The following is a 24,856-nucleotide window of genomic DNA, read 5'->3' as shown; positions in this document are numbered from 1 at the left end:
TGATTCGCCGGCGATCGGTCCGTCAGTATCGGAAACGGTGGGTCGGTCAGTCCGTGAGACGCGGGCTACCCTCTCCGGCGCGGTCGCATCGGCTACGGCCCTCGTCTCGGTCGTTGCCGCTGGCGGCGTTCCCGCCTCGGAGGCGGTCGCGGGGTCGGTCGTCCCGACCCGCAGCGATGGACTCGGTTGCCAGCGAATCGTCGGCCGGCGGGTCGGCCGTCGGCAGTTCGACGGTGAACCGGCTCCCGTCGGGACCCGTCTCGGCCAGCTCGACGGTGCCGCCGTAGCGCTCGACCAGCGTTCGGACGAGGTAGAGTCCGAGCCCGTGTGAGCTACCGGTGTTGTCGCTCCGCTCGAACAGGCTCGCGCGCTCGCTCTCGGGGATTCCCGGTCCGTCGTCGTCGACGCTGACGGTCACCGTCTCGGCGTCCCGTTCGACCGTCACCTCCACTCGCGGCCGGTCGCCGTCGTTGTGCTCGACCGCGTTCCGGAGCAGGTTCGAGAACACCCGCGGGAGCAGGTCGTCGGCCCGCACGAACACGCCGTCGGGTATCGAGGCGTCGACGGTCACGGACCCGGCAACGTCGCGGAGCTGGTCGAGTTCGTCGTCGAGCAGCGCGGACAGGTTCCTGGGTCCCAGTCGGTCGGCGTCGCTCGCCGACTCGATCAGCACCTGGACGTCGCGGATGACCTGGGTCATGTCCTCGCCCTGTCGGGAGATCCGCTCGAGGTGTTTCCTGGCCTCGTCGTCGAGGTCGTCGTCTTCGAGCAGGAGCTCCGCGTACCCGGTGATGACGTTCGCGCTGTTCAGCACCTCGTGGCGGAGGAGCCCGTTCAGGTAGTCGAGCCACTGCTGCTGGTTCTCGGCCGCCTCGGCCCGAATCGAGGCCCGCTGGGCGTCGAGTTCGCGCTGAATCGCCCGTGCTTCGACGATACCCAGCACCATGCCGCCGGCGGCTCCGAAGTTCGCCGCCCACCGGCCCCAGCCGAACGCCGCCGCGAACCCGCCCAGGTTCCAGACCGCAATCATCGGGACGTTGATGAGGAGGAAGCCGACCAGTCCTCCCGCGACCCAGTTCGCGATGCGCGGATACCGCTCGGGCGGAAGGCCGCTCCGAGAGAGCCAGTACCCGCCGGCCACGAGCGGCATGGCCGCGACCAGCAAGAGGAAGAGGCTGACGACGAAGTCCTCGGAGCGAACGAACCCGTTCTCGTAGAGGAGGAACGTCTCGACGGAGAACGACAGCGTGAAGACGACTCCGGACCCGGCGATGAGAGCCGGTATCCACTCCGGCGACCGCGGTCGGACCGGCGGCGAGTCCCGAAGCATAATGTAACGAGACCCCCGACACGGTATAACAATTTGTAACGTTATCGCAGATGAGAACTGCCGGCAAAAGTCGGGGGAACACGTTCCCGTGGCCGGCATTCATCCGGACGCACAACGTATTTGCTTGAATAATCAAGTCCGCGAACGGCCGCTCACTCGCCGAACTTCTCCCGCTCTTCCTCCCGAAGCTCGATCCGGCGGATCTTCCCGCTGGACGTGGTCGGGAGCTCGTCGACGTACTCGATGCGGCGCGGGTACTTGTACGGCGCCGTCTCCTCCTTCATGTACGACTGGAGCTCGTCGGTCAGCGTCTCGCTCCCCTCGCGGTCGTCGGCGAGGACGACGTAGGCCTTCACGACGTTACCCCGCTCGTCGTGGGGGCTGGCGACCGCCGCGGCCTCGGCGACCGCGTCGTGGCCGACCAGCGCGTCCTCGACCTCGAACGGGCCGATGCGGTAGCCCGACGAGATGATGATGTCGTCGGCCCGGCCCTCGAAGAAGAAGTAGCCGTCCTCGTCCTTCCGGGCGAGGTCGCCGGTCCGGTAGTAGTCGCCGTGGAACGTCTCCGCGTCGAGGTCGGGCTTCTCGTAGTAGCCGTCGAAGATGGCCGGGCTGTCGACCGGCACGCCGACCTCGCCGGTCTCGCCCGGGCCGACCTCCTCCTCGTCCTGCGTGTCGAGCAGGGTGACGTCGATGCCCGGCACGGGTTTGCCCATGCTGCCGGGCTTGACGTCGATGCCGGGGTAGTTGGTCACCAGCGCGACCGTCTCGGTCTGGCCGTAGCCGTCCCGCGGCGTGACGCCGAACGCCTCGTCGAACTCCTGGATGGGCTCGCGATTGAGCGGCTCGCCAGCCGAGACGGCCTCGGTCAGCGCGAGGTCGTAGTCGGCCAGGTCGTCGACCTGCGTGAACATCCGGTACTGGGTCGGGACGGCGCAGAGCCGCGTGACGTCCTCCTCGGCCATCAGGTCGAGGAAGGTCTCGGCATCGAAGTCGCCGTCGTAGATGAACTGGGGCGCGCCGGTCGTCAGCGCCGCGCCCACCGGGCTCCAGAACCACTTGGCCCACCCGGTGCCGGTCGTCGCCCAGAGCAGTTCGTCCGAGAAGTCGGTGTCCCGGGTGACGCCCCACCAGTAGGGCGCGTTGATGAGCTCGAAGCACCGGAGCCACCGGTGACGGTGGAGCACCGGCTTGGGCTGGCCGGTCGTCCCGCTGGTGTAGTTGATGGACATTGGATCCTCGGCCGACAGCGCGGGCCCGTCGTGGTCGGTCGACCGCCCGTCCATCAGGTCGCCGAAGGAGTGCCAGCCGTCGCCCTCCGGCTCGCCGTCCGCGTCCATCACGATGACGCGCTCCAGGGGCGTCTCGTCGAGGATGGGCTCGACCATGTCGGTCAGGCTCTCGTGGACGACGACGGTCTCGGCCTCGCAGTCGTTCGCCCGGAACGAGAGGTCCTTGGGCTTGAGCATGGCCGAGCAGGGGACCAGCAGCGCGCCGCGCGCCAGCGCGCCCAGCTGCACGGCGAAGGCGTCGGGGTGGCGGGGGAACAGGTGCATCACCCGGTCGCCCTCGCCGACGCCGAGGTCCGCCAGCGCGTTCGCGAACCGGTTCTCGTCGTCCCGGAGGTCGGCGTAGGTCCGCTCGGCCTCGCGGCCCTCGTCGTCGCGGAACCTGACCGCCAGCCGGTCGCCGAACGAGTCGGCGTGGTCCTCGATGACCGACGGGAGGTTGTAGTCGTCCGGAATCGCCCACTCGAAGCTCGCCCGCTCGCGCTCGTAATCGACGGACATGGTCAATACTTTCGTGTGACGATGACTTGATTGTACCGCCGCTCGCGGAATCGCAGAGTGGCCGGGTCGACGTCGCCGCGGTCGGTGCGCTCGTCGCCGGACCTCAGACCGCCCGGCCGCGCCGCGACAGCCCGATGAGGAGCGACCCTGCGGCCAGCACGAGCACCGCCGCCGACAGCAACAGCGTGGTGTAGGTCAGCTCCAGCACCAGCGGCGCGAACAGGACGAGCGCTCCGAGGACGATGAGTCCGGCACCGCCCCAGAGCTGCGTGTCGTCGTCCATACACCGCGCATCACCGCGGAGGAACTTAGCTCCGGTTGCCGTCGGACCCTCGCACAGCGGTACCGGGTCGTCCCGTCAGACCGGCCGACCGTCGTCCGCGGTGCCGACCAGCACCGCGCCGGCCGCGAGCCCGAGGACCGAGATCGCACCCGCCTCGTGGGCGATGGACAGGCCGAGCGCGACCGGGGCGACCAGCAGGACGCCGGCCAAGACGAGCAGTACGACGCCGACCGCGGTCTGTCTGTCAGTCATGGCTGTACCGGCTGTTACGACGCCTTCCCCCGTGAGTTCGATTCCGGACATGTTCGCCGACTGGCCGACAACCGCTCAAAAGGACCGCGGGTCCGGAACGCCCCCGCGGTCCCGGAACGACGCCACAGCCGGTCGGACGCGGATAGACATCTTTTTAGGCCTGCCTAAATCATTGGTGGACAACGAATGAGTCCGAGCGAGGACATCTGCGTCGTCGTCCCGACGATCCGGGAGTACGAGTGCGTGCGGGCATACCTCGAGAACGCCCGCCACCACGGCTTCGACGTCGACCGGTTGCACGTCCTGCTGGTCACCGAGGACTTCTGCGACACCCGCGAGATGCGGGCGATGCTCGACGACGAGGGCGTCTCGGGCGCGGTGTTCGACGGCAGCAGCCGCGAGCGGTGGTACGACGACCGCGGCATCGCCGAGTACGCCCACCTCGTGCCCGCGGCCAGCCACGCCCAGACGAGCTTCGGCCTGCTGTACGTCTGGGCCAACGACTTCGACTACGTCGTCTTCCTCGACGACGACACCCTACCCCACGACGACGTCGACTTCTTCGGCCGTCACCTCGCGAACCTCGACTTCGAGGGCGAGATCGAGGCGGTCTCCTCCGACGAGAACTGGGTCAACGTCCTCTACCAGAACGCCGACGAGCACGGCCTCTACCCCCGCGGCTACCCCTACTCGGCGATGGACGAGACCGTCGAGACCGAGACCGCCCGGGTCTCGGACGTGGTGGCCTCCCAGGGGCTCTGGACCAACGTGCCGGACCTCGACGCGGTCCGCATCCTGATGGACGGCGACCTGCAGGGACAGTCCCGGACCCGGACGACGAAGGCCGACTACGACCGGGACTTCGTGGCGGCCCCGGGCAACTACCTCACCGTCTGCTCGATGAACCTCGCGTTCGAGCGCGAGGTGATCCCGGCGTTCTACCAGCTCCCGATGGACGACAACCGGTGGGACGTCGGCCGGTTCGACGACATCTGGTCGGGCGTGTTCCTCAAGCGCGCCTGCGACGTCCTCGGCAAGACCATCTACAACGGCGCGCCGCTGTGCGAGCACAACAAGGCGCCGCGCTCGACGTTCGGCGACCTGACCAACGAGGTGCCCGGGCTCGAACTCAACGAGCACCTCTGGGAGCTCGTCGACGATGCGGGCGGCGGCGCCGACTCCTACGCCGGCGTCTTCGAGGCGATGGGGCGCCGGCTCGCCGAGGGCGACTACGAGCGGTACGAGAACGGCGGCTTCCTCAACTACGTCGGCGAGTACATGCTCGACTGGCTCGCAGCCCTCGACGAACTCCGACCGCTGGAGGCCGACCTCGCTCCGGCCGACGACTGAAGGAATAAACCAGTAGCTATAAGAGTTTTAGGCTGGCCTAATCTAGGCAGAGATGGCTGACAGAGACAGCGCCACTCGGCGCCGGTTCCTGGCGCTGAGCGCGGTCGCGGCGACGGGGCTCGCGGGCTGTACCGGCGGGTCGAGCCAGGAGACCCAGACCACGACGAACGCGACGACGACCGGATCGGGCAACGAGACCGGCGTGGACCTGTTCCAGGGGTCGGGGCCGCTCGCGGAGAACCGCCCCGAGCTGTCGGGCACGCGCATCGAGGAGCTGCCCGCGCTGTCGGGCACGCTCAACGTCTACCTCGGCGGCGGCGAGGGCGGCCTCTACCGAAACCTCCTCGACCGGCTCGGCAACATCTACTCCGACTTCACGCCGAAGGTGCGGTCGGCGCCGTCCGCACAGCTCGCCAACACCATCGTCGAGGAGTCGCGGGGCGGGTCGAGCCCGGCCGACGTGTTCTGGGCCGTCGACGCCGGCTCGCTGGCCTACGTGTCCCAGAACGGGCTGACGACCGAGCTCCCGACGGATGTGACCGACCCCGTCCCGGACACCTTCCACCCGAACGACCAGTGGGTCGGCGTCGCCGGCCGAGCGCGCAGCGTCCCGTACAACACCGACCAGTTCTCTGCCGACGACATCCCGAACAAGGTCGCCGAGTTCACCGGGAACGACGGCCTCTCCGGGTCGATGGGCTGGGCGCCGACGTACGGCGCGTTCCAGTCGTTCGTGACCGCGATGCGGCTGCTCCGGGGCGAGCAGACCACCAAGCAGTGGCTCCGCGGGATGTTAGAGCAGAACGTCACCGAGTACCCCAACGAGTTCCTGGTCTCGAACGCGGTCGCCGACGGCGAGATCGGCGCCGGGTTCGCGAACCACTACTACGCGCTCCGGGTGAAGGCCGCCCGGCCGAACGCGCCCATCGACCTGGCGTTCACCCGGAACGACGCCGCGTCGCTCATCAACGTCAGCGGCGCCGAGATCCTGAAGGGCTCGGACGACCAGGAGCTGGCGGCCAACTTCATCGACCACCTGCTGACCGTCGAGGCCCAGGAGTTCTTCGCGACGACGACGTTCGCCTACCCCATGATCCCGGGCGTCCCGCCGGTCGGCGGCCTGCCCTCCATCGACGAGCTCAACCCGCCCGAACTCGACCTCCAGAAGCTCTCGAACCTCGAACCGACGCTCCGACTGATGCGGGAAGTCGGCGTGCTCTGAGATGTCGGCCGGCGATCGACTGCGCCGCGCCGGACGCCGAGCGGGGGTCGGCGCCGCCGAAGGCGACTCGCCCCCGGTGAGCGTGACGCTCGCGAGCGCCGCGGTCGCCGTCGCGGTGCTCTCGCCCGTGCTGTGGATACTGCTCCGGGCGGCCGACGTCGGCGTCGACTCCTCGCTCGCGCTGCTCGCCCGGCCCTCGATGGTCGACATCCTGCTGAACAGCGTCGGGCTCGTGACGGTCGTCACGGTCGCGTGCGTGCTGCTCGGCGTCCCGCTCGCGGTGCTGACCGTCCAGACCGACCTCCCGTTCCGACGGTTCTGGACCGTCGCGCTCGCGCTCCCGCTCGTCGTCCCGAGCTACATCGGCGCGTTCGCGTTCGTCTCGGCGTTCGGCCCCCGCGGCGCGCTCGCCGACGCGCTCGCGCCGCTGGGCGTCGAGTCGATTCCCCAGATCTACGGCTTTGCTGGCACCGCCCTCGTCCTCACGCTGTACGTCTATCCCTACGTCTTCCTGACGACCCGGGCGGCGCTGCTGTCGTTCGACGGGACGCTGGTCGAGGCCGCCAGGACCCTCAACCACTCGCGCCGCGAGGCGTTCCGGCGCGTCACGCTCCCCCAGATCGCACCCGGTATCGCGGCCGGCGCACTGCTGGTCGCGCTCTACACCCTCTCGGACTTCGGGACGCCCTCCATCATGCACTTCGGGGTGTTCACGCGGGCGATCTACGTCGAGTTCAACACCTTCGGTCGGGACACCGCCGCCCTGCTGTCGCTCGAACTGCTGGCGGTCACGGCCGTCATCGTGGCGCTCGAGTCCCGAGTCGGCGGCCGAGACAGCGGGAGCTACGCCGGGGGCGGCGGCAGTGCGGCGCGAACTCCCCTCGGCGCGTGGAAACTGCCCGCGCTGGTGTTCTGCGCGGCGGTCGTCCTGCTCGCGCTCGTGGTTCCGCTCGGCGTGCTGGCGATGTGGCTTGTCCGCAGCGGCCCGGGCTACGCCGGCGGCGGGTTCGCGTTCGACTGGACGTACGGCTGGAACTCGGCGTCCGTTTCGGCGCTGGCGGCCGCGGTCGCGACCCTCGCTGCGGTCCCGGTCGCCTACCTCGCGGCGCGCTACCGGTCGGCGCTGACGTCGCTGTTCGACCGGGCGACCTACGTCGGCTACGCGACCCCCGGCATCGTGCTGGGCATCTCGCTGGTCTACTTCGGGTCGTCGTACGCGCCCGCGCTCTACCAGACCATCCCGCTGCTGGTGTTTGCCTACGTCGTCCGGTTCCTCCCGCAGGCGGTCGGGACCACCCGTTCGTCGGTGCTGCAGGTCGACGCCGAACTCCTGGAGGCCGCCCGGACGCTCGGCCGGCCGCCAGGCGAGGCGTTCCGGCGGGTCACGCTGCCGCTCATCGCGCCGGGGGTGGTCGCGGGCGCGGCGCTGGTCTTCCTCACGACGATGAAGGAACTGCCCGCGACGCTGCTCCTCCGTCCGACAGGTTTTGAAACCCTGGTCACCTACATCTGGCGCGTACAGGAGGCCGGCTACTACGGGCAGGCCGCGGTGCCGGCGCTCGCCCTGGTGGGCGTCTCCGCGCTCTCGATGCTGGTCCTGCTCAAGCAGGACGGCAGCCTCGTCCGGCAGGAGGGAGGAACCGATGACTAGCGAACCAGTACACGACGACGTCGAGACGATGGACGGAACCGACCTCGAATTCGGGACGGCGACCGGACCCGACCGCAGGAGCGGTGCCGACGCCGACCGCGAGACGGTGCTGGAACTCGACGGCGTGGTCAAGGAGTACGCCGCCGAGACGGCGGTCGACTCGCTGTCGCTGTCGGTCCGCGCGGGCGAACTGCTCACCCTGCTCGGCCCCTCGGGCTGTGGCAAGACCACGACGCTCCGGATGATGGCCGGGCTCGAGCGCCCCGACGCCGGTGAGGTCCGGCTCGGCGGCGAGGTGGTCTCGGGCGCCGACCGCCACGTCGACCCCGAGCGCCGCGACGTCGGGCTCGTCTTCCAGGACTTCGCGCTGTTCCCCCACCTCACCGTGGCCGAGAACATCGCCTTCGGGCTCGCGGACGTCGGCGACGAGGAGACCGAGCGCCGGGTGTCCGACCTGCTCGACCTGGTGGACCTCGCGGGCCACCGCGACGCCACGCCCGGCGAGCTCTCGGGCGGCCAACAGCAGCGGGTCGCCCTGGCGCGGTCGCTCGCGCCCGAGCCCGACATTCTACTGCTCGACGAGCCGTTCTCGAACCTCGACGTCCGACTCCGGGTCGAGATGCGCGAGGAGGTCCGGCGCATCCTCAAGGAGGCGGGGGTCACCGCGGTGTCGGTCACCCACGACCAGGAGGAGGCCCTCTCGATTTCCGACCGGGTGGCCGTGATGAACGACGGCCGGGTCGAGCAGGTCGGCCGGCCCGAGCGCGTCTTCGAGCACCCCGAGTCGCGGTTCGTCGCATCGTTCCTCGGCCAGGCCGGGTTCCTCTCGGCGTGGCACGAGGAGGGGTCGGTCGTCACGCCCATCGGCACCTTCGCGCCCCAGCGCCTCGACGGCCTCACCGACGACTACGCGGGCACCGACCTCGACGTGCTCGTCCGGCCCGACGACCTCCGGGCGACCGTCGTCGCCGAGTCGGAGGCCGACGGCTACATCCGCCAGCGCCAGTACACCGGCCCGTCGTTCGTCTACCGGGTCGAACTCGACAACGGCGACGTGGTCCACTGCCAGCACAACCACGCCGAGGAGCTCGACGTCGGCGAACCGGTCCGGGTGGAACTCGACGCCGACCACACGCTCGCGTGGTATCCGCCCGAGGAGGACGGGGACGCCGAATCGCTGGCCGACCGGGTCTCCGGGTCGTCGGTCTGACCGCATGGACCGCCGTCGCTTCCGACTGCTCGTCACGGCGCTCGCGGCGCTCGCCGGCGCCGTCGTGTTCCTCGTCGCCACCGAGCTGTTTCCGTACCACACCGTCAACCACGACGAGGGCGTCTACCTCCAGCAGGCCGCGATGCTGCTGGAGGGCCAGCTCTCGCTGTCCCCGCCGGTCCCGGAGTCGTTCCGACCCTGGTTCTTCGTCCGGGACGGCGGCCGGCTCTACCCCAAGTACGCGCCGGTGGCCGCCGCGATGTTCGCGGTCGGGGAGCTGCTCGGCGGCTACCGGCTCTCGCTGGCGCTCATCGCAGCGGGGAGCGTGGCGCTGACGGCGGCCGTCGCCGCCGAAGCGTTCGACCGCCGGACGGGCCTCCTTGCGGGCGCGTTCCTGCTGGCCTCGCCGCTGTTCCTGATAGACGCGTCGGTGTTCCTCCCGTACGCGCCGATGACGTTCTGGAACCTGGTGTTCGCGCTGGCGTACTTCAAGTCGGCCCGGTCCGAAACCTGGGACGCGGGCAACCGCCGGACCCACGGCTACGCGCTCCTGGCAGGCCTCGCTATCGGCGCGGCGTTCTTCGCGCGGCCCTACACCGCGGTCCTGTTCGCGGCGCCGTTCGTCGTCCACGCACTCTTTGCGCTGTGGACCGGTCCCTCGGCCGACCGGCTGACCCGGCTCTCGCTGACCGCGCTCGGTGGACTGGCGGGCGTGGGGGCCGCGCTCGGCTACAACGCCGCGATGACGGGGTCCGCGCTGACGTTCCCCTACCAGGCGTTCGCGCCGGAGGACGGCCTGGGCTTCGGCCACCGCCAACTGTTGGGCTACGAGCGGACCTACACGCCGGCGCTGGCGCTCCGGGCGAACGCCGAGGTGGTTCGGCTGCTGTTCACCGAGTGGGTGGTCGGCGGCGCGGTCGGCACGCTGCTCGCGGCGGTCGGAGTCGGCGTCTTCCTCGGGCGCGTCGACTTCGACCGAACCCCCGATTTCACCGACGCGCAGGCCCGGGCGGTGCTGGCCGGGCTGTTCTTCACGGTCGTCGCCGGCAACGTCTACTTCTGGGGCAACCTCAACGTGCTCGGCGACCTGTCGGCCCCCGGCGACGGGCTGGTCGCCACGCTCGGGCCCTACTACCACTTCGATCTGCTCGTGCCGACCGCGGCGTTCGCGGCCCGCGGCGCGCTTCTGGCCCTCGACGGCGTGGATTCGGTCGCCGTTCGGCGGTTTGGCGATCCGAATCGCGCTCGATGGCTGACCGCTGGCGCCGCGCTCGTCGGCGTCGTCCTGCTCGCGGCGGCGACCGCGGGGGTCCTCGCCCCGACCGTTTCGGAGAACGCCGACATCACCCGCGAGTATCGGCAGGCCTACCAGCCGTTCGATGACCGGCAGCTCTCGGACGCGGTGGTGTTCCTGCCGACGCCGTACGGCGACTGGCTCAACCACCCGTTCCAGCACCTCCGGAACGAGCCGGGCTTCGGCGGCGAGACGGTGTACGCCGCCTCCGACGGACCCGACGACCTCGCGGTGGTCGCGGCGTACCCCGACCGGACCCACTACCGCTACGTCTACCGCGGCGAGTGGGCGCCCGGCTCCGGCGATCCGGTCGAACCGGCGCTCCGAAGGGTCCGGGCCGTCCGGGGCGAGCGCGTGACCGCGAACGCCACGCTCGGGATACCCGACTACGCCACCGACGTGTCGGCACGGCTCTCGACGGGCGACGAGGTCGCCTACTACGCGTTCGATGGCACGCCGTCGAACCTCTCGGTGTCGCTCCGCGTCGCCAACGGGACCGCCCGACTCGCGGGACCGAGCGTCGCACCAGTCGGCGAGAACGCCTCCGTCCCGGTCGCCCGCGAGGACACCGTCGTCGCGCAGGTGTTCGTCGGCCGGACCGCGGGCGGGTTCTCCTACCGGCTCGAACTCCCGGTCCGGCGGGCGAACGGGACGGTCGCCGCGCTCTCGCCCGTCCGGGAGGCCTGCGTCGTCCCGGCCAACTGCAACGGCGCGGCCGCCTACGTGGCCAACGCGGTACCCGAGGGGGTCCGGATGGAGACGTCGCTCCGCGCGGCGTCGTCGCCGACCGCCGTCGAGTCGGTGGACGGGAACGCGACCGCTCGGACCGGTTCGGGGCGCCCGAGCGTTCCGCGCGTCGAAACGCAGGAGCGAATCTCTGCGGAGTTTTCGGACAGATGACGGACCTCGAACGACTCGCCGACCGGGACGGCGTGGTCCGCAGCGAGCAGACGATTCCGCTCGACGCCGGGGCGTTCGAGACTGTGCGCGAGAACGTCGCCGCGGGCGCGGACCGGTGGGTCGGGGCGCTCGTCCGCGACGGCGACGGCCGCGTCGCGCTCGTCAGCAACCGCTGGAGCGACGGCTGGGTGCTCCCCGGCGGGGACGTCGAGTCCGACGAGACGCTGCGGGAGGCGGTCGTCCGCGAGGTCCGCGAGGAGACCGGCGTCGACGCGACCGTCGAGCGACCGCTGGAGGTCGTCGAGCAGACGTTCGTGAGCGAGGGGTCCGACACGCGGGACGAGGGCCCCGTCTCCGGTCACTTCGCGGTCTTCGAGGTGCGGGCCGACGACCCGGCGCTCGGCGACGACCTCGGCGTGGACGACGACGAGATCGAGGCCGCGGGGTGGTTCGAGTCGGTGCCCGAAGAGTGCGAATACGCCGACCTCGTGGCTCGACATCTGTGAACTGGAGTGTTAGACTCGTCACTACCGACCAGCTACTCCGGATATGAGGCTCGGCCCTGGCGGGCTACCCGGACTGGCGGTCGCGCTCGGCTCGAATTCAGACCGTGATCTGCGGTTCGGATTCCGGACGACCGCACGAGGCGTCCGGCCGGGAGTCATCCCGGCTTCGTACTTGAAGGTTCGGCCGCGGCCCTGCTCCGACGACTACTCGCTGGACAGGTCCGCCAGGCCCGCCTCGATCTCGCCGCGGCGGTCCTCCAGCCACTCCGGGAGGACGAGTCGCTCGCCGAGTTCGTCGAGGTCCTCGTCGACCGTGTACCCCGGCGACTTGGTGGCGAACTCGAAGAGGACGCCGCCCTCGGTGCGGGCGTACACCGACCTGAACCACTTCCGGTCGATGATCTCGGTCGGCCTGAGCCCGTGATCCATCAGCACCTCGCGCCAGTCCGCCTGGTCCTCGTCGGTCACCTGGAACGCGACGTGGTGGACGGTGCCCGCCCCGGGCTGGCCGCGGGCCGCCTGCGGGTCTTCGAGGACGTCGACGACGTATCCGAGGTCGCCGTCGGCCTCGAACCGCCGGCGGGTGCGTTCGCGCTCGGTCTCGCGGAACCCCATCGCCTCCAGGAGGTCGACGGTCGGTCCCGCCGACGCCAGCGAGAGCGTCACTCCAAAGAACCCCCGGACGGCGTGCTCCTCCGGGACCGGCCCCTCCGGCGGGTCACCGTCGGGGGCGTCCCCGCGGGCCACCAGTTCCAGCTGGAGGCCGTCGGGGTCCCGGAACGGAATCACCGTGTCGCCGAACCGCTCGCGGGGGTCGTCGGCGTCGACGCCCGCTTCGTCCAGGCGGTCGACCCAGTAGTCGACCGAGCCGGCCGGAATCAGGAAGGCGGTCGTGCTGACCTGCCCGGTGCCGACGCGACCTTGCCGAGCGCCGGGGTACGGGAAGAACGTCATGCTCGTCCCCGGAGAGCCCGAGCGGTCGCCGTAGAACAGGTGGTAGACCGACACGTCGTCCTGGTTCACGCTCCGCTTGACGAGTCGGAGCCCGAGGGTCTCCGTGTAGAACTCGAGGTTCCTCGCGGGGTCGCTGCCGATGGCGGTCACGTGGTGGATACCGGGGATGTCGGCTGGCATATCGGGAGGTACGGCGGCGGTCGGATTAACTCTGCGGGCGTTTGCCGGGGGAGGCGATTCTCGGCCCGTCTCGTCGGTGCTATCGCCGTCGCTCCTCCAGGGCAACCGTCACGATGGACTTCGCGATGGCCGCGCCGCCGGCGAACGGGTCGAGCTTGGTCTCGCCGGCTCGCTCGTCGTACTCGATGGGAATCTCGCGCACGTCGTAGCCCCGCAGCAGCGGGCGTATCAGCAGCTCGGCCGAGAGACCGGTGTTCTCGGTCCACGCGATATCCTCGACGACGCGCCGGCGGTACGCCCGCATCCCGGTCGTGGTGTCGCGGACGAGTTCGCCGGTCAGCAGGCTCGCGAGCCCCGCGAACGCGTAGTTGCCCCACCGGTTGAGGTCCGGCATCGCTTCGGCGCCCCAGTAGAGCCGGTCGCCGCTCACCACGTCGTACCCCCGGTTCACCCAGTCGAGGAACTCGGGAAGCTGCTCCATGGGGTACGTGTCGTCGCAGTCGGTCGTCACGATCACCGGCCGGTCGGGGGTCAGCAGCGCCTCGCGGACCGCGACGCCGTACCCCTGCGGTTCCTGTTCGACCACGCGAGCGCCACGCTCGCGGGCGATGTCGGGCGTCCGGTCCGACGACCCGTCGACGCAGACCACCTCGGCCCGGCCGTCCGTGACGCGCGCGATGTCGTCCAGCACCGTCCCCACCGCGGCCTCCTCGTTGTAGGTGCCCATGACGACGCTCACGTCGTCGAAGGTGTACGCGTCGGCGTCCGGGGGGGAGCCGGAACTGGCGCGGGAGACGTCCGTATCCATGCTGTTCGGCAGTTACGGTGGCGCGTATTTGAACTTTTAGGTTCGCCAAAACCCCGGCGCAGTGTCCACTCGTGGGCGGGATCAGTCGTCGTCGCTCGGCTCGCCCCGGCGTTGCTCCAGTCGGCGCTCGAACCACTGCCACTCCCGGCTGAACTGCCCGGTCTCCTTGAGGTTCCACACGTCGGCGTCCTCGACCTCCGGGCCGACCCGGAGCGATTGGAAGACGTTGTACACCCAGAGGACGACGCCCGCGCCGATGAGGTACGCACCGAGCGTCGACACCTGGTTGAGCAGCGCGTACTCCGGCGGGTACTGGGCGTAGCGCCGCGGGAGGCCGTCGGCGCCGACGACCAGCATCGGAACGAACGCGACGAACCCGCCGACGACGGTGAGCACCGCCTGGATCCTGGCCAGTCGCGGGTCGTACATCCGACCGGTGAGCAGGGGGTACCAGTAGTAGCTCGCCGCGAACATGGTGAACGGGATGATGCCCATCAGGATGAGGTGGAAGTGGCCGACGACGTAGTAGGTGCCGTGGAAGACCATGTCGACCGGGACCGACGCGAGGAAGACCCCCGTGACCCCGCCGACGATGAAGACGGCGATGCCCCCGAGCAGGAAGATGGCGGGCGCCGACAACCGGATGCGGCTGTACCAGAGGGTCGCGATCCAGTTGAACACCTTGACCGCGCTCGGCACCGCGATGGCGATGGAGACCGCCATGAAGCTCCCCCGGATGCGCGGGTCCATCCCGGTGGCGAACATGTGGTGGGCCCAGACGCCGAACGAGAGCACGCCGATGGCCAGCGTCGAGTAGACGAGGAACTTGAACCCGAACAGCCGGCGCCCGACGAGTCGGGGCAGCATGAAACTGATCAGTCCGAACGCCGGGAGGACGATGACGTACACCTCGGGGTGGCCGAAGAACCAGAACAGGTGCTGGTAGAGCAGCGCTCCGCCGCCCTCCGCGAGGAAGAACGTGGTGCCGAAGTTCCGGTCCATCAGCAGCATCACCAGGACGCTGCCCAGCACCGGGAACGAGAACAGGATGAGTCCCGACATGGTCAGCAGCGCCCACGAGAGGATGTCGAGGTTCTCCCAGCCGACCTCCTCGCCGCGCTCGGTGAAGATGGTGACGATGATGTTTATCGCGCCGATGGTCGTCGCGATGCCCGAGAGGTGGAGTCCCAGCAGGAACACGTCTATCTGGGGATTGAGCGCCTCGATCGACATCGGCGTGTACAGCGTCCACCCGATGCCGGGCGGTTCGAGCGCGAACAGCGCCTCCACCACCACGCCGAAGGCCTCGAGGACCTTCGCCAGCACCTCGGTCACGAGGCCGGCCCGGATGAAGACGAGCGAGGGCGGCAGCAGCCAGAACGCGATGGCGTTGATGCGCGGGAACGCCATGTCGTCGGCGTCGACGAGCAGGGGGATGAAGTAGTTCGCGATGCCCGTGAACACGGGCGTGACGAACAGGAACAGCATCGTGATGCCGTGGGTCGTGAACAGCTCGTTGTACGTCCTCGTGTCCCACACGTCGGTCGGCGGCGTCGCGAGTTCGGTCCGGATCATCATCGCGTCGACGCCGCCCCACAGCCCCGCGACGACGCCGAGCGCGATGTACAGCAGGCCGATGTCCTTGTGGTCGACCGTGGTGAGCCACCGAGAGAGGCCGAACGCCTTGCCGTAGCTCGACCCCCGGTCGGCGAGCAGGCCGCCGTCGGCCGCGATCCGGCTTCCGCCGCCTCCGCGGAGCGCGAGTCCGGCGGCGATGAGCACGAACGCGGCACCGAGAAGCCCCAGCAGGTACAGCCACATGAGGACTCGCGGCAAGATTCAACTCCGACCTTTGTATCTCTACGGGCTACCGTCTGTTCCCGCTCCCGACGACCTGCCCCGTGCTACGCCACGCGGCTGGCCAGCCGACCGAGCCCGGGACCCGTCACCGCGGGTTCCGTCTCTCCCTGACCTCGGCCAGCGAGAAGTCGGGCCTGACGTGGCCGTACACCGCGCCGAGGATGAACCCGTATGCGAGGTGCCCGACCAGCGTCAGCGTTGCGTAGATGAGCAGTGTCGCCCCGGTCACGTTGCCGGCGGCTGTGAGCATGAACAGCACCCAGAGCACGGTCGCGAACGCCAGGCCGCGTCGTCCCGGGTCGGGCCCGCCCGGGATGTGCTCCTCGACGAACACGAACAGCAGAGGCCAGACGATAGCCCCGAAGAGAACGAACACCAGAAAGCCCAGCGCGAGGTTGCCCGGCACCATGACGAACCGGGCGATGCCGGCGAAGATGCCCACCTCGTAGCGGGTCTCGACCTCTAGCAGCGCGAACGCGATCGACATCGCGGCCATCCCCGCGACGCCGCCCGCTATCGCCCCGAGGACCCGCCTGGTCCGGTTCTCGTCGGCGAGCGCCATCTCGGTTCGAGACACGTGGGCCCGAGTAAAAACGCTGACCCCTCCGGCGGCGCCCCGGGTCCCGACGGACAGTACGGGATCCGAGCCGGGACTCGGCCGATCTCAGTCCCCGTAGCCCTGTAGCTGCAACTCCGCCTGGGCCACGTACCCCGACACGCCGGCCGGGTGGGGCACCTCGTCCATCGACGCCTCCATGACGAGCCACGCGATGACCCGCTGGTCCTGTATCGCGTCCCCGTCGACGTACTGGGCGGGGTGGTAGAACGCGAGCTCCGCCTCCATGTCCTCGACCCGCGTCTTCTGGGACTCCGCCGGGCCGATTTCGCTGGGCCTGCGTCTCACCACGACGACCTCTAGGTCGCGGTCCAGCGGAACGTCTATCGTCTCGGTTCCGTTCGGGTTCGAGAACCGGATCTTCCGGCCGGGTTCGCCCTCGACGTAGAACTCCGTCTCGGGGGTGACCCACCTGTCGCCGTCGAATATCCGCGTCCGGACCCCCTCGGTCGTCCCGGGCGTGACGTCGAGCGCGGTCAGGTGGAGGTACTGCTGGACGACCGTCTCCTCGCCGTCCCAGTCCTCGGGGACGCCGTAGTTGCGGAGCGACTCGACCACGTACCCGGGGCCGTGGCGCCGCCAGATCGGGACGAGCCGACCGTCCGCGAAGAACTCGTAGGAGATGTTGTAGTTGTACGGTCCGAACTGCGCGCCCGAATGGAAGTCGGTGCTCCCGCGGCCCTGCGCGCCGGTGTGGTAGTGCGTCCGGAACTGGAACCCGGACGGGTGGCCCCGGCGCTCGGGGTAGTCAATCTTCCCGAGGTGGCCCGGTCCCCCGAACGGAACGCTGTGGATGTCCCAGAACAGGTGGTGGCCGTTGAAGACGGGCTGGTGGTCCGGGAAGAACCAGTCGAGCGAGCTTCGACCCTCCCGAGGCGGGAGGCCGTAGCCGGTGGGCGTCGCCATGGCGTTCATCGTCTGGAAGACCGGCTTGCCCCTGTACCGGCCCGTGAAGGTCACGCCCATCGTCACGGGCGGCTCCCACTCGATGCGCCAGCTGTCCTGCTCGAACGTCCGTTCCGGCACGAGCTCGAACCGGTGGAATCCGTTGTTGGCCGTCTTGAGCGGCCGCTTTTCCCGGGGGACCCGCGGCAGGATTCCCAGCAGGGTCCCGCTCGTGGGCGATATTTGGCGGGCCATCTGCTGGACGGGGTACCGCGTGAAGTCCTCGACGAAGTGGACGTCGACAAGCTCGGGATTCCCCGCGTCCGTGACGTCGACGTAGCCGGACGCGACCTCGACGCCGTCGTCGTCGACCGCGTAGAGGATGACTATCGAGACCGACCCGTGGGGCGTGTCCTTCCACGCGGTGATGCTCTCGGCGACCTTCTCCATCGGCCACCAGTCCTTGCCCTGCAGGAAGTCCGCCACGTCCGGATCGTCGAGCATGGTCTGCGTCCGACGGCTCGCCTGTTCGTCGTACTCCTCGACCCACGACACGTCGATGGGATCGTTGATCTGGAGTGCGACCAGTTCGTTGCGGCGACGGTCCACGAGTCCGTATACCGTCTGTCGGTTCCTCGCCGTGATCTCGAAACGTCCGGTGTCGTGGCCGCCTTCGACGGCGTAGTCCGTCGGCCCCTGGATGCTGATGGAGTCGAGGTGGTTCGACAGCGGTTCATACCCGATGAAGTGCGCAATCCACCTCTGTGCGACCTCGTTGACCGCCGGGTCGTTCAGGAGGGTCCTGATCGCCTCCTTGCGGCGGTGGACGTGGACGATCTCGTAGTTCTCCTCGTGGAAGTCGCGCGCCGAGACGCGCTCGGAACCCGTGATGCGGGCCTCCGGGTCGGGCAGTTCCTGGCCGGCGTCCTCTGCGGTCGACACTCGTTCGTCGCGCGCCGCGGCGGCAGGGACTCCCGCGAGTGCGCCCGCGACCAGCGCCCCTTTCACGAAGCTCCGACGAAACCATCCCGTTTCGTGTCCATCGTTATCATTGGACATATAACGGACCACCGTACTATGAACCGTCGGAAATAGATATTGTCGGACTCCAGAGCCAAAGATATCAAGTATTACCGCAGTTACGGCAGTAAACCATCGTCCCGATCATGTGCGTTCCAGTGTGCGCGAGTGCGACTCTCCAGCGGACGTCGGGGATAACCTTAACCCGGTCAGCGTCGACACTGTGAATAGATAGCGTTCCACACGACGCCCCCACCATGACCGACCGAATCGACCTCGACGAACGCGATGCGGGCGACGACGAGGACGAGGACGGCCCGAACCCCGGCGACTGGTTCTGGCGCGGGACGAGCGACCCAGCCGAGGAACCGGCGACCGCGAGCGACGGCCGGACCGCCTCGGAAACGCACGACGACACCGGCGACGCTGCGGTGGACTCGGGGGACCCGACGAACGAGATTCCGGACTCGGAGAGCGAGACGCCAGACTCGACGAGCGCGCCCACGGGCGACCCCATCCCCCGCGTCCCCCGCGAGAACGATGACCGGCCGGCGGGCATCCCCGTGGAGTCCGGCGGTTCCGGTACCGGCGCGGGCGCCGCCGACGCTGGTGACGGGGACGAACGGAGCGCGAGCGACGCGGGCGGTGACTCTGAGCAGTCTACGGCCACGGGGCCGCACGGCGGCGGCGCCGACGACATGACCCTGGCGTTCACCTACCAGGCGGCGACCCGCCTCGCGAACTTCGGCGCGGCCGCGGCCGACGCCGACGGGTGGGCCGACTGGGTCGGGGTGGTCGGCCGGGTGCCGGCCCACGTCCTCAACAAGTTCCAGCGCGACCGCAACGTCGACCTCGACTTCTTCAACGGCAGCGCGCGCGGGCCGGGCGAGCGCCTCGCGGACGTCGACCGCCACTCGATGTTCTACGCCGAGCGCATGGTCGTCGTGGGCGTCGAGGGCGAGGACGAGGCCATCGCCGACGAGGCCGACTGGGAGTTCGTCCCGCTCGCGGAGGCCGCCGAGAAGGCCGACTGGGGGCTCGACGAGGACGGACCCGAGGAGGTCGACGACGCCGCGGCCGAGAGCGACGACGCTCCGGACGGCACTGACGACGCGGCGGAGTAGTTTTTTGGTCCGCGACGTGGTACCGTGGCCCACGGAGGGGCAAAATGAGCTTACGAACCGCGGGGCGCCAGTCGCCGGTGCTGCTGGCTGCCGTCCTGCTCTTCGGCGCGTGGGTCGGGGTGAACCTGTTCCGAGTGTTCGACGCGATACCGTCGTTCTGGACCGGCGGGGGCGAGGTCGGCCAGACGTGGCTCGGCGGTCTGGTCGGCCTGCTGGTCATGCTGGTCGCGGTCGGCCTGCTGATCACGCTGTACAGCGCGCTCTCGGAGTCGTCGCCCGCACCGGACACGTTCCCGCCCCGGGAGGGCGGTGCCCGGACCGAGCGATGACCTACTACGAGTGCGGAGCGTGCGGCCAGTTGGCAGACTTCGCCGACGCCCACGGCAGGACGCTGCGCCGCGAGTGTCCGGTCTGCGAGTCCGAGACCACCTGGGAGACCGCCTTCACCGACGAGCGAACGGGGGTGTCGTTCTGACCGTCGAGTTCTCGGTCGGCGACCGCTTCGTCGAGGCGGCCGAGGAGTGGGGCGACAACCGGCTGATGGACCGCGAGGACGCCCTCGAGACCAAGGTCGAGCAGGCGCTGCTCGAGGTCGAACATCTCGTATCGGGCGCGACCGAGGTGGAGTTCGAGGTCGAGGGCCTGACCGTCCGCCACGAGGCGAGCGACGAACTCGCCGCGCTCCTGGCCGGTCAGGCCGAGGAGACGGGGCTCGACGAGTCCGAACTGCTCGGCCTCCACGTCGACCTGTTCTCCGGCGCGTTCCGCGAGGACGACGCGGTCCGGCCGCCGAACGCTCCGCCGGAGTGACGCCGTCGCGCGCGATTCGGTTCCGATCCGCTGCCGGCGTCAGCGCCGATCGTCGTCGACCGCGTCCATCGTCTCGGCCCGGCGCCGGACGTCCCCCAGCGCCCGCTCCTGCTCGTCCCGGGTGAACCCGCCGGATTCGACGTGCAGGCCGGTGTACTGCCACGAGGGGATCGCGTCCCAGACGGAGCCGTCGTCCGCGCCCGAGTCGTCTCCACCCGAGTCGTCACCGTATCGGTCCCTTCCGTCCCCGGCTCTCGTCCGGAACCGGGCCCGCAGCCGCGCGAGCAGGCGGGAGAGCATAGCGATATGGTATGAATTCTAACAACATAACTGTTCGTCCCGCCGGAACGGGGGAACGCCTAAGTCGTTCCTCGTTGCACGGTATCGTATGACGCACAGGGACAGGGGCTGGCGTCCGGACCTCGGACTCGAGGAGTTCGGCGGTGCCGAACTGTGGGACCACTGCATCGGCCCGCACGAGATCAACACCGGCGAGGTCGACGGCGACGTCGAGTTCCCCGCGGAGCTGAAAGAGGGACTCTCGACGCTGGACGACGGGTAGCCGAGTTCGGCTCGCCGGACACGACGACGGGTTCGGCAGTAGAGACTCGGACGGCGTTCTCGCCGCAGCGTCGAAGCGGAACGAGCTATTCTGACGAAGTGGAGGCTGAGGCGAACCGGGGATAGGTAGGCGAAGACGGTACTCAGAACTCGCCCCGAACGATGTCGGCGACGCGCTGACGGTCGAAGAGCCGTTCGTCCGCGGAGATCTCGGGATACGCTCCCTCGACGTACGTCGGCCACTCGCCGAAGGTGTCGGGATAGAGCTGTTTCGCGGTCATCTCCAACTGGAAGAGGTTGAGGATGGGACCCTGATAGCGCGCGCCCTGGGCGTAGATGCGGTCGTTCCGCACCGCGGTGAGTTGCTTGCCGACCGGATCGTTTCTGAGCGTCGTTCGGACGTTCGCCATGTCGGTCCCGGGGTGCATCCCGCCGAAGACGAGGAGAACGTCCGGATCGGCTTCCAGTAGCGTCTCCATGTCGATCTGGGAACCCGAGGAAACGTCGTCCGCGAGCGCGTCGACGGGCCGGAAGGGGCGGACGTGCTCGGTGAGGAATCCAGGTGTATCCACGTTGTAGACGTACGGCGCCGCCGGATCGCTGAATCCACCCATGACGACGTCCGGGCGCTCGGACGCACTCGGGAGATCCGCCTCGACGGTGCCGAGCACGTCGTCGTGAATCGCCGCCAGGGCGTCGTACCGCTCTCGCTCCCGGAACACCTCCGCGACCTTGTCGAACTGCTCCCAGAGCGTGTAATACCGGTACTGCCCGTCGTACTCCTCGGGCGGCGAGATGTGTCTGTTGCTGAAGTGGTTCCCGAACCACGGCGCGACGTTCTCGCGAATCTCCTCGACGTCGGCCGCATCCCAACCGTCGAGCGCGAGCATGCTCGCGGGGTCGGCGAGGTGGACGTCGCTGTCGAGCTCGTAGAGCTTCTCCTTGCTGGGTTCCCACGAGGAGTACAGGCCGCTCCAGTCGAGCGCGACGCCCGGGAGGCGCGGGGTGAACTGGTTCCAGAGCGCGTCGTAGTAGTCCGGCGCGTGGAGCGCGTTCACGTCGTCGCCGCGGCCGAGCGCGAACGCCATCCCGGCGAGGTGCGTCAGCCGCGTGAAGATGGTCTCCGGGACCGCCTCGAACTCGACCTCGCCCATCGGCGACATCGATACCGTGTACGACTCGTCCGCGGTCGTGGTAGTGGTCGACCTCGACGCCGACGTCGTCGAGTCTGACTCGCCACTGCTCGCACACCCGGCGAGGATACCGACGCCGAGCACGGCCCCGCTGTACTTCACGTAGTCGCGTCGCGTCGGCGTTCTCCGCCTCGCGTCGTCTCGAACCATATGAATTAGGCAAGCCTAAAAATATAAAACGGTTCCGGAATTTAGGCGGGCCTAAACTGGGCGCGTCAGCGGGAGTCGCGGCGTGGGCACGTCGACGGCGCGGCGCCGAGGAAGCCGGCGAGCCGTGTCGGATGTGACGACCGACCGACTCAGAGCCGCGGGAACGCCCGCTTCGGCCGCGGCGGGACGTAGAAGTTGGCCCGCGAGCGGACGCTCACGAAGTTCAGGATGCCGTTGTTCTCCCGGTCGGTGATCTGCGGGCTGTCGTCCCTGACGTACCAGCCGTTCATCGCCTTCCGGGTGCGCTCGAACCCCGACAGCGACTTCTGGAGCGAGAGGAAGTGGACCCCGGCGTGGCCCCCGTCGACCGTGTTGAAATCCCGGCGGAGCAGCAGGGGCTCGCCGTCCCGCCTGGTCTGGGCCACCTTCTCCTGGTGGCCGACCACGTCGAACTCGCGGGCGTGGCGGGTGACCTCGTCGCTGAAGGGCACGCTGTCGGTGAACCCCTCGACGTCGTCGGCCCCGAACTCCGGGGAGAACATCCGGGCGACCCGCTCGTCCGGGCCGAACGCCTCGAACCACTGGCCCAGCGACTGCCGGAGGTGGCTGAGGTGCATCGTCGTCCCGCCGGCGTACGCGCCCGAGTCGATGGTGACCCGGTCCTCGCTCGCCTGGGTCCCCCGCAGGCCCGACCGGAAGCCCATGAACATCCGGTCGCCCTCCGACAGCGGCGGACTCTCCGGCACGCCTTCGGCGTCGGTGTGCTCGACCGGGAGGCCGGACCCGCGGAACCCCGTCCGCCGGGCCGACACCTCGAAGACGTCGCCGAGACGGGCGTCGACCGATGCGCCGGCGATGGAATCCCGGTTCCCGAACATCGCGGCCTCGGCCGCCCGGAGATGGGAGGCGGCGTCGGTGGCCAGCACCAGCGCGGCGTCGAAGTCGAGCAGCTCGGGGTCGTCGGTCCGCGAGAGCACCCGCGGTTTCCGAACCGGCGAGGCGTCGAGTTCGCCGACGCGCTCGAAGTACCGGGTGCCCCACGCGAGCGAGTGGAGCAGGCCGTCGGCCGACCAGTCGTAGGCCGACTCCAGGGTCCGCATCGCGCGCTCGACGCGCTCGGCGGCCTCGACCGAGGGCGACTCCGTCAGGTCGAGCAGCAACACGAGGTGGTGGCGCGGCAGCAGCGGGTTGCCGTGCTCGTCGCGCCGCGTCGCGGCGTTCCAAGCGTGCTGCCTGCTCGGCACGTCGTTCGAGTTCTTCGGCAGGTCCAGGGCTGTCGCCCCGTCGTCCGAGCGCCGGAACTGCGAGCACCCCGCGAGTCCCCCCGCGACCGCCGCGCCCGCGAGCTTCCCGAGCAGGCGGCGTCGTCGGCCCATCGTGGTAATCGAGGTGGCTAGCGCGGGCACGGCCAAAAGGGTTGCTCCCGTCGCGTCGGCGCGCCGAGCGGATGCTGTGGTGGTCAGTGTCGCTGCAAGTGTTGGAGACATTCAATGCCGCCGCAAGCGTTTATTGTGAAGCACCCCCATAGCTCCAGTAGTGCTCGCAATCGGCCCGCTCCACGGCGGGGCAGGAATGAGCCTGCCGCTGGCCGCCGACACGGCGAGCGCGGTGCTCGCAGTCGGCGCGCTCGTCTTCGGCCTCGTCGTCTACGACGCCTACCGGACCTACTGGGGGTAGCACATGCAGGGAGACCACCGCACGCACGACTCGCGGCCCGACCGGTCCGCGGCCGACCGCTCGGGCACCGACCGGCCGTACCGGCGCCGAGCCCTCGGCCTCCTCCGGGGGTCGGTGTACGCGCTGACCGGGCTGCTCGGCCTGTCGCTGCTGATAATCGGGACCATCGCCATCATCGCCGAGGTGAAGGGGACGTGGCACTGGGCCATCCACCTCGAATCGACCCTGAGCTTCGTCGGCCTGTTCGTCCAGTACCTCCTCGCGGCGCTCGTACCGCTGTTCGGCCTGTTCGTCGCGGTCCGCGGGCGGTGGTCCGATGCGTGACGTGCGGGACCTCTCGGTTCGGAATCTGAGCGCCAGACGCCTGCTGCAGATCGCGCCCTTCGTCCTGGTCGGCGCGCTGCTGGTCGTGGTCGCGGGCGTCGGACTGGTCGCGGCCGTCGCCGAGACCCAGCAGACATGGCGGTGGTACTTCCGGATGGAGGAGGCCGTGGCGACGGCGACGCCGGTCGCGCTCGCGCTCTCGGGGGCGTCGGTGCTCGCGCTGTTCGGCGCGGTGCTGTTGACGGGCGACGAGTAGCGGACGTACTCTCGCTTGCCGGTCACGCCATCTGGGCGACCAGTTCGTCCTCGAACTCGACCAGTCCCGCGACCACCTTCGCGCCCGCCCGGTAGAACGGCTCGTCGGTCTCCTCGATCACGTCCGCGGCGAAGGCGTCGATCCAGCGGAGGAGGTGCTCGTCGAGGAACACCCGCTCGTAGCCGAACGTCTCCTCGTCGCCCCGGCGCTGGCGGTCCACGAGGTGGCGCACGAACGCGAGCTCGACAGCGAGGTGGTCGTCCTCCTCGGGGTACGCCTCGGGCGGGGACCACCCCGCGGCGGCGTAGCTCGCCGACACCGCCGCGAGCCCCTCGCCCAGGAAGTCCTCGTCCTCCCGGTAGTACGTCTCGTGGGCCAGCACCGGCGGGCGCGGACCGACGAAGACCCGGGTGTACTCGGTCGTCAGTTCGTCGCGCACCGTCTCGACGTCCCGGCCCTCGTTTTCCTCGACGAACCGCTCCAGTTCCGCGAACCCCTCGTCGAGGTCGGGCGAGACAGCCTCGCCCGGCGTCCGGACCTCCCCGGCCAGGAGGTTCGACACGAACGACTCTCCGGGCGCGTCCCAGAACGTGTCGATGGCGTAGTCGACGAGTTCGATGCGCGCGTCGTAGAGTGCCGTCTCGTCCATC

27 protein-coding genes are annotated in these 24,856 nt (G+C 69.5%); 14 read left to right on the top strand and 13 right to left on the bottom strand.

Annotation, left to right across the window (positions count from 1 at the left end):
* Positions 1-46: 46 nt before the first annotated feature.
* From DVR07_RS06305 to DVR07_RS22030, 4 genes are all read right to left on the bottom strand, one after another.
* The gene (locus DVR07_RS06305) at positions 47-1,330 is read right to left on the bottom strand and encodes a sensor histidine kinase (RefSeq protein WP_115795890.1); all 1,284 of its coding nucleotides are present in this window, start codon (positions 1,328-1,330) and stop codon (positions 47-49) included.
* A 152-nt stretch (positions 1,331-1,482) separates the two neighbouring features.
* Positions 1,483-3,120 carry an acyl-CoA synthetase gene (locus DVR07_RS06300; protein WP_115795889.1) on the bottom strand — a complete coding sequence of 546 codons (1,638 nt, stop codon included), beginning with the start codon at positions 3,118-3,120 and terminating at the stop codon, positions 1,483-1,485.
* A 103-nt stretch (positions 3,121-3,223) separates the two neighbouring features.
* Positions 3,224-3,403: a hypothetical protein gene (locus DVR07_RS06295; protein ID WP_115795888.1), complete on the bottom strand. Its 180-nt coding sequence runs from the start codon at positions 3,401-3,403 to the stop codon at positions 3,224-3,226.
* 75 nt (positions 3,404-3,478) lie between these two features.
* The gene (locus DVR07_RS22030; RefSeq protein ID WP_165881736.1) at positions 3,479-3,655 is read right to left on the bottom strand and encodes a hypothetical protein; all 177 of its coding nucleotides are present in this window, start codon (positions 3,653-3,655) and stop codon (positions 3,479-3,481) included.
* A 186-nt stretch (positions 3,656-3,841) separates the two neighbouring features.
* On the opposite strand from DVR07_RS22030, the gene DVR07_RS06290 reads away from it, so the two are divergent.
* From DVR07_RS06290 to DVR07_RS06265, 6 genes are read left to right on the top strand one after another with little or no spacing between them, the layout of a single operon-like run.
* A complete protein-coding gene (locus tag DVR07_RS06290) occupies positions 3,842-5,005 on the top strand; it encodes an alpha-1 4-glucan-protein synthase (RefSeq protein WP_115795887.1) in 1,164 nt (387 codons plus the stop codon).
* A 52-nt stretch (positions 5,006-5,057) separates the two neighbouring features.
* Positions 5,058-6,227: an extracellular solute-binding protein gene (locus DVR07_RS06285; protein WP_115795886.1), complete on the top strand. Its 1,170-nt coding sequence runs from the start codon at positions 5,058-5,060 to the stop codon at positions 6,225-6,227.
* A gap of 1 nt (position 6,228) precedes the next feature.
* Positions 6,229-7,878 (top strand): ABC transporter permease, encoded by a 1,650-nt coding sequence (locus DVR07_RS06280; protein ID WP_115795885.1) that lies wholly within the window; start codon positions 6,229-6,231, stop codon positions 7,876-7,878.
* A 28-nt stretch (positions 7,879-7,906) separates the two neighbouring features.
* Positions 7,907-9,088, top strand: coding sequence for an ABC transporter ATP-binding protein (locus DVR07_RS06275; RefSeq protein ID WP_115795884.1), 1,182 nt, complete (start codon positions 7,907-7,909; stop codon positions 9,086-9,088).
* A 4-nt stretch (positions 9,089-9,092) separates the two neighbouring features.
* The gene (locus tag DVR07_RS06270; protein ID WP_115795883.1) at positions 9,093-11,282 is read left to right on the top strand and encodes a DUF7846 domain-containing protein; all 2,190 of its coding nucleotides are present in this window, start codon (positions 9,093-9,095) and stop codon (positions 11,280-11,282) included.
* A complete protein-coding gene (locus DVR07_RS06265; protein WP_115795882.1) occupies positions 11,279-11,788 on the top strand; it encodes an NUDIX hydrolase in 510 nt (169 codons plus the stop codon). The genes DVR07_RS06270 and DVR07_RS06265 overlap by 4 nt, the downstream gene beginning before the upstream one ends.
* A gap of 204 nt (positions 11,789-11,992) precedes the next feature.
* On the opposite strand, the gene DVR07_RS06260 is transcribed toward DVR07_RS06265, so the two are convergent.
* From DVR07_RS06260 to DVR07_RS06240, 5 genes are all read right to left on the bottom strand, one after another.
* Positions 11,993-12,922 (bottom strand): VOC family protein, encoded by a 930-nt coding sequence (locus tag DVR07_RS06260; RefSeq protein WP_115795881.1) that lies wholly within the window; start codon positions 12,920-12,922, stop codon positions 11,993-11,995.
* A 79-nt stretch (positions 12,923-13,001) separates the two neighbouring features.
* Positions 13,002-13,730, bottom strand: a complete 729-nt coding sequence (locus DVR07_RS06255) for a dolichyl-phosphate hexose transferase (RefSeq protein ID WP_115795880.1) — start codon at positions 13,728-13,730, stop codon at positions 13,002-13,004.
* 81 nt (positions 13,731-13,811) lie between these two features.
* Positions 13,812-15,551, bottom strand: a complete 1,740-nt coding sequence (locus tag DVR07_RS06250) for a cbb3-type cytochrome c oxidase subunit I (RefSeq protein WP_115795879.1) — start codon at positions 15,549-15,551, stop codon at positions 13,812-13,814.
* A gap of 124 nt (positions 15,552-15,675) precedes the next feature.
* Positions 15,676-16,152 carry a DUF6789 family protein gene (locus DVR07_RS06245; RefSeq protein ID WP_115795878.1) on the bottom strand — a complete coding sequence of 159 codons (477 nt, stop codon included), beginning with the start codon at positions 16,150-16,152 and terminating at the stop codon, positions 15,676-15,678.
* A 102-nt stretch (positions 16,153-16,254) separates the two neighbouring features.
* Positions 16,255-18,033, bottom strand: a complete 1,779-nt coding sequence (locus DVR07_RS06240; protein WP_205254491.1) for a hypothetical protein — start codon at positions 18,031-18,033, stop codon at positions 16,255-16,257.
* Positions 18,034-18,368: 335 nt separating this feature from the next.
* Between DVR07_RS06240 and DVR07_RS06235 the strand changes: the two genes are divergently transcribed.
* The 4 genes from DVR07_RS06235 (at position 18,369) to DVR07_RS06225 (ending at position 20,045) form a co-directional block, all read left to right on the top strand.
* Complete coding sequence (locus DVR07_RS06235; protein ID WP_240147446.1) at positions 18,369-19,235, top strand: DUF7124 domain-containing protein; 867 nt, start codon at positions 18,369-18,371, stop codon at positions 19,233-19,235.
* Positions 19,236-19,279: 44 nt separating this feature from the next.
* Entirely contained in the window at positions 19,280-19,564 is a 285-nt protein-coding gene (locus DVR07_RS06230; RefSeq protein WP_162829459.1) for a hypothetical protein, read from the top strand.
* Positions 19,561-19,710 (top strand): hypothetical protein, encoded by a 150-nt coding sequence (locus tag DVR07_RS22025; protein WP_165881735.1) that lies wholly within the window; start codon positions 19,561-19,563, stop codon positions 19,708-19,710. The genes DVR07_RS06230 and DVR07_RS22025 overlap by 4 nt, the downstream gene beginning before the upstream one ends.
* 65 nt (positions 19,711-19,775) lie before the next feature.
* Positions 19,776-20,045: a hypothetical protein gene (locus DVR07_RS06225; RefSeq protein ID WP_240147495.1), complete on the top strand. Its 270-nt coding sequence runs from the start codon at positions 19,776-19,778 to the stop codon at positions 20,043-20,045.
* 39 nt (positions 20,046-20,084) lie between these two features.
* Here the strand turns inward: DVR07_RS06225 and DVR07_RS06220 are convergent, their stop codons facing one another.
* A complete protein-coding gene (locus DVR07_RS06220) occupies positions 20,085-20,345 on the bottom strand; it encodes a hypothetical protein (protein ID WP_115795876.1) in 261 nt (86 codons plus the stop codon).
* An 88-nt stretch (positions 20,346-20,433) separates the two neighbouring features.
* On the opposite strand from DVR07_RS06220, the gene DVR07_RS22020 reads away from it, so the two are divergent.
* Complete coding sequence (locus DVR07_RS22020) at positions 20,434-20,607, top strand: hypothetical protein (RefSeq protein ID WP_165881734.1); 174 nt, start codon at positions 20,434-20,436, stop codon at positions 20,605-20,607.
* A gap of 142 nt (positions 20,608-20,749) precedes the next feature.
* Here the strand turns inward: DVR07_RS22020 and DVR07_RS06215 are convergent, their stop codons facing one another.
* Both DVR07_RS06215 and DVR07_RS06210 read right to left on the bottom strand, forming a co-directional pair.
* On the bottom strand, positions 20,750-21,949 hold the full coding sequence (locus tag DVR07_RS06215; protein WP_115795875.1) for an ABC transporter substrate-binding protein: 1,200 nt from the start codon (positions 21,947-21,949) through the stop codon (positions 20,750-20,752).
* Between the two features lie 149 nt (positions 21,950-22,098).
* Positions 22,099-23,355 carry a DUF7405 family protein gene (locus tag DVR07_RS06210; RefSeq protein WP_240318855.1) on the bottom strand — a complete coding sequence of 419 codons (1,257 nt, stop codon included), beginning with the start codon at positions 23,353-23,355 and terminating at the stop codon, positions 22,099-22,101.
* A gap of 130 nt (positions 23,356-23,485) precedes the next feature.
* Between DVR07_RS06210 and DVR07_RS21410 the strand changes: the two genes are divergently transcribed.
* From DVR07_RS21410 to DVR07_RS06200, 3 genes are read left to right on the top strand one after another with little or no spacing between them, the layout of a single operon-like run.
* Entirely contained in the window at positions 23,486-23,626 is a 141-nt protein-coding gene (locus DVR07_RS21410) for a hypothetical protein (RefSeq protein ID WP_162829458.1), read from the top strand.
* A gap of 3 nt (positions 23,627-23,629) precedes the next feature.
* Positions 23,630-23,950, top strand: a complete 321-nt coding sequence (locus DVR07_RS06205) for a hypothetical protein (protein ID WP_240147445.1) — start codon at positions 23,630-23,632, stop codon at positions 23,948-23,950.
* A complete protein-coding gene (locus DVR07_RS06200) occupies positions 23,943-24,206 on the top strand; it encodes a hypothetical protein (protein WP_115795873.1) in 264 nt (87 codons plus the stop codon). Before DVR07_RS06205 ends, DVR07_RS06200 begins: the two co-directional genes overlap by 8 nt.
* A 22-nt stretch (positions 24,207-24,228) precedes the next feature.
* Here the strand turns inward: DVR07_RS06200 and DVR07_RS06195 are convergent, their stop codons facing one another.
* On the bottom strand, positions 24,229-24,855 hold the full coding sequence (locus DVR07_RS06195) for a TorD/DmsD family molecular chaperone (RefSeq protein WP_115795872.1): 627 nt from the start codon (positions 24,853-24,855) through the stop codon (positions 24,229-24,231).
* Position 24,856: the final 1 nt, after the last annotated feature.

The organism is Halorussus rarus, from assembly GCF_003369835.1.
In the GTDB taxonomy this organism is placed as follows: domain Archaea; phylum Halobacteriota; class Halobacteria; order Halobacteriales; family Haladaptataceae; genus Halorussus; species Halorussus rarus.
This window is presented reverse-complemented; position numbering and strand designations above follow the sequence as displayed.

What these genes read in the sequence shown, in the direction of transcription:
- DVR07_RS06305 (WP_115795890.1), bottom strand. Translation starts at nt 1,330, where the DNA reads ATGCTTCGGGACTCGCCGCCGGTCCGACCGCGGTCGCCGGAGTGGATA.
- DVR07_RS06300 (WP_115795889.1), bottom strand. Translation starts at nt 3,120, where the DNA reads ATGTCCGTCGATTACGAGCGCGAGCGGGCGAGCTTCGAGTGGGCGATT.
- DVR07_RS06295 (WP_115795888.1), bottom strand. Translation starts at nt 3,403, where the DNA reads ATGGACGACGACACGCAGCTCTGGGGCGGTGCCGGACTCATCGTCCTC.
- DVR07_RS22030 (WP_165881736.1), bottom strand. Translation starts at nt 3,655, where the DNA reads ATGACTGACAGACAGACCGCGGTCGGCGTCGTACTGCTCGTCTTGGCC.
- DVR07_RS06290 (WP_115795887.1), top strand. Translation starts at nt 3,842, where the DNA reads ATGAGTCCGAGCGAGGACATCTGCGTCGTCGTCCCGACGATCCGGGAG.
- DVR07_RS06285 (WP_115795886.1), top strand. Translation starts at nt 5,058, where the DNA reads ATGGCTGACAGAGACAGCGCCACTCGGCGCCGGTTCCTGGCGCTGAGC.
- DVR07_RS06280 (WP_115795885.1), top strand. Translation starts at nt 6,229, where the DNA reads ATGTCGGCCGGCGATCGACTGCGCCGCGCCGGACGCCGAGCGGGGGTC.
- DVR07_RS06275 (WP_115795884.1), top strand. Translation starts at nt 7,907, where the DNA reads ATGGACGGAACCGACCTCGAATTCGGGACGGCGACCGGACCCGACCGC.
- DVR07_RS06270 (WP_115795883.1), top strand. Translation starts at nt 9,093, where the DNA reads ATGGACCGCCGTCGCTTCCGACTGCTCGTCACGGCGCTCGCGGCGCTC.
- DVR07_RS06265 (WP_115795882.1), top strand. Translation starts at nt 11,279, where the DNA reads ATGACGGACCTCGAACGACTCGCCGACCGGGACGGCGTGGTCCGCAGC.
- DVR07_RS06260 (WP_115795881.1), bottom strand. Translation starts at nt 12,922, where the DNA reads ATGCCAGCCGACATCCCCGGTATCCACCACGTGACCGCCATCGGCAGC.
- DVR07_RS06255 (WP_115795880.1), bottom strand. Translation starts at nt 13,730, where the DNA reads ATGGATACGGACGTCTCCCGCGCCAGTTCCGGCTCCCCCCCGGACGCC.
- DVR07_RS06250 (WP_115795879.1), bottom strand. Translation starts at nt 15,551, where the DNA reads ATGTGGCTGTACCTGCTGGGGCTTCTCGGTGCCGCGTTCGTGCTCATC.
- DVR07_RS06245 (WP_115795878.1), bottom strand. Translation starts at nt 16,152, where the DNA reads ATGGCGCTCGCCGACGAGAACCGGACCAGGCGGGTCCTCGGGGCGATA.
- DVR07_RS06235 (WP_240147446.1), top strand. Translation starts at nt 18,369, where the DNA reads ATGACCGACCGAATCGACCTCGACGAACGCGATGCGGGCGACGACGAG.
- DVR07_RS06230 (WP_162829459.1), top strand. Translation starts at nt 19,280, where the DNA reads ATGAGCTTACGAACCGCGGGGCGCCAGTCGCCGGTGCTGCTGGCTGCC.
- DVR07_RS22025 (WP_165881735.1), top strand. Translation starts at nt 19,561, where the DNA reads ATGACCTACTACGAGTGCGGAGCGTGCGGCCAGTTGGCAGACTTCGCC.
- DVR07_RS06225 (WP_240147495.1), top strand. Translation starts at nt 19,776, where the DNA reads ATGGACCGCGAGGACGCCCTCGAGACCAAGGTCGAGCAGGCGCTGCTC.
- DVR07_RS06220 (WP_115795876.1), bottom strand. Translation starts at nt 20,345, where the DNA reads ATGCTCTCCCGCCTGCTCGCGCGGCTGCGGGCCCGGTTCCGGACGAGA.
- DVR07_RS22020 (WP_165881734.1), top strand. Translation starts at nt 20,434, where the DNA reads ATGACGCACAGGGACAGGGGCTGGCGTCCGGACCTCGGACTCGAGGAG.
- DVR07_RS06215 (WP_115795875.1), bottom strand. Translation starts at nt 21,949, where the DNA reads ATGGTTCGAGACGACGCGAGGCGGAGAACGCCGACGCGACGCGACTAC.
- DVR07_RS06205 (WP_240147445.1), top strand. Translation starts at nt 23,630, where the DNA reads ATGCAGGGAGACCACCGCACGCACGACTCGCGGCCCGACCGGTCCGCG.
- DVR07_RS06200 (WP_115795873.1), top strand. Translation starts at nt 23,943, where the DNA reads ATGCGTGACGTGCGGGACCTCTCGGTTCGGAATCTGAGCGCCAGACGC.
- DVR07_RS06195 (WP_115795872.1), bottom strand. Translation starts at nt 24,855, where the DNA reads ATGGACGAGACGGCACTCTACGACGCGCGCATCGAACTCGTCGACTAC.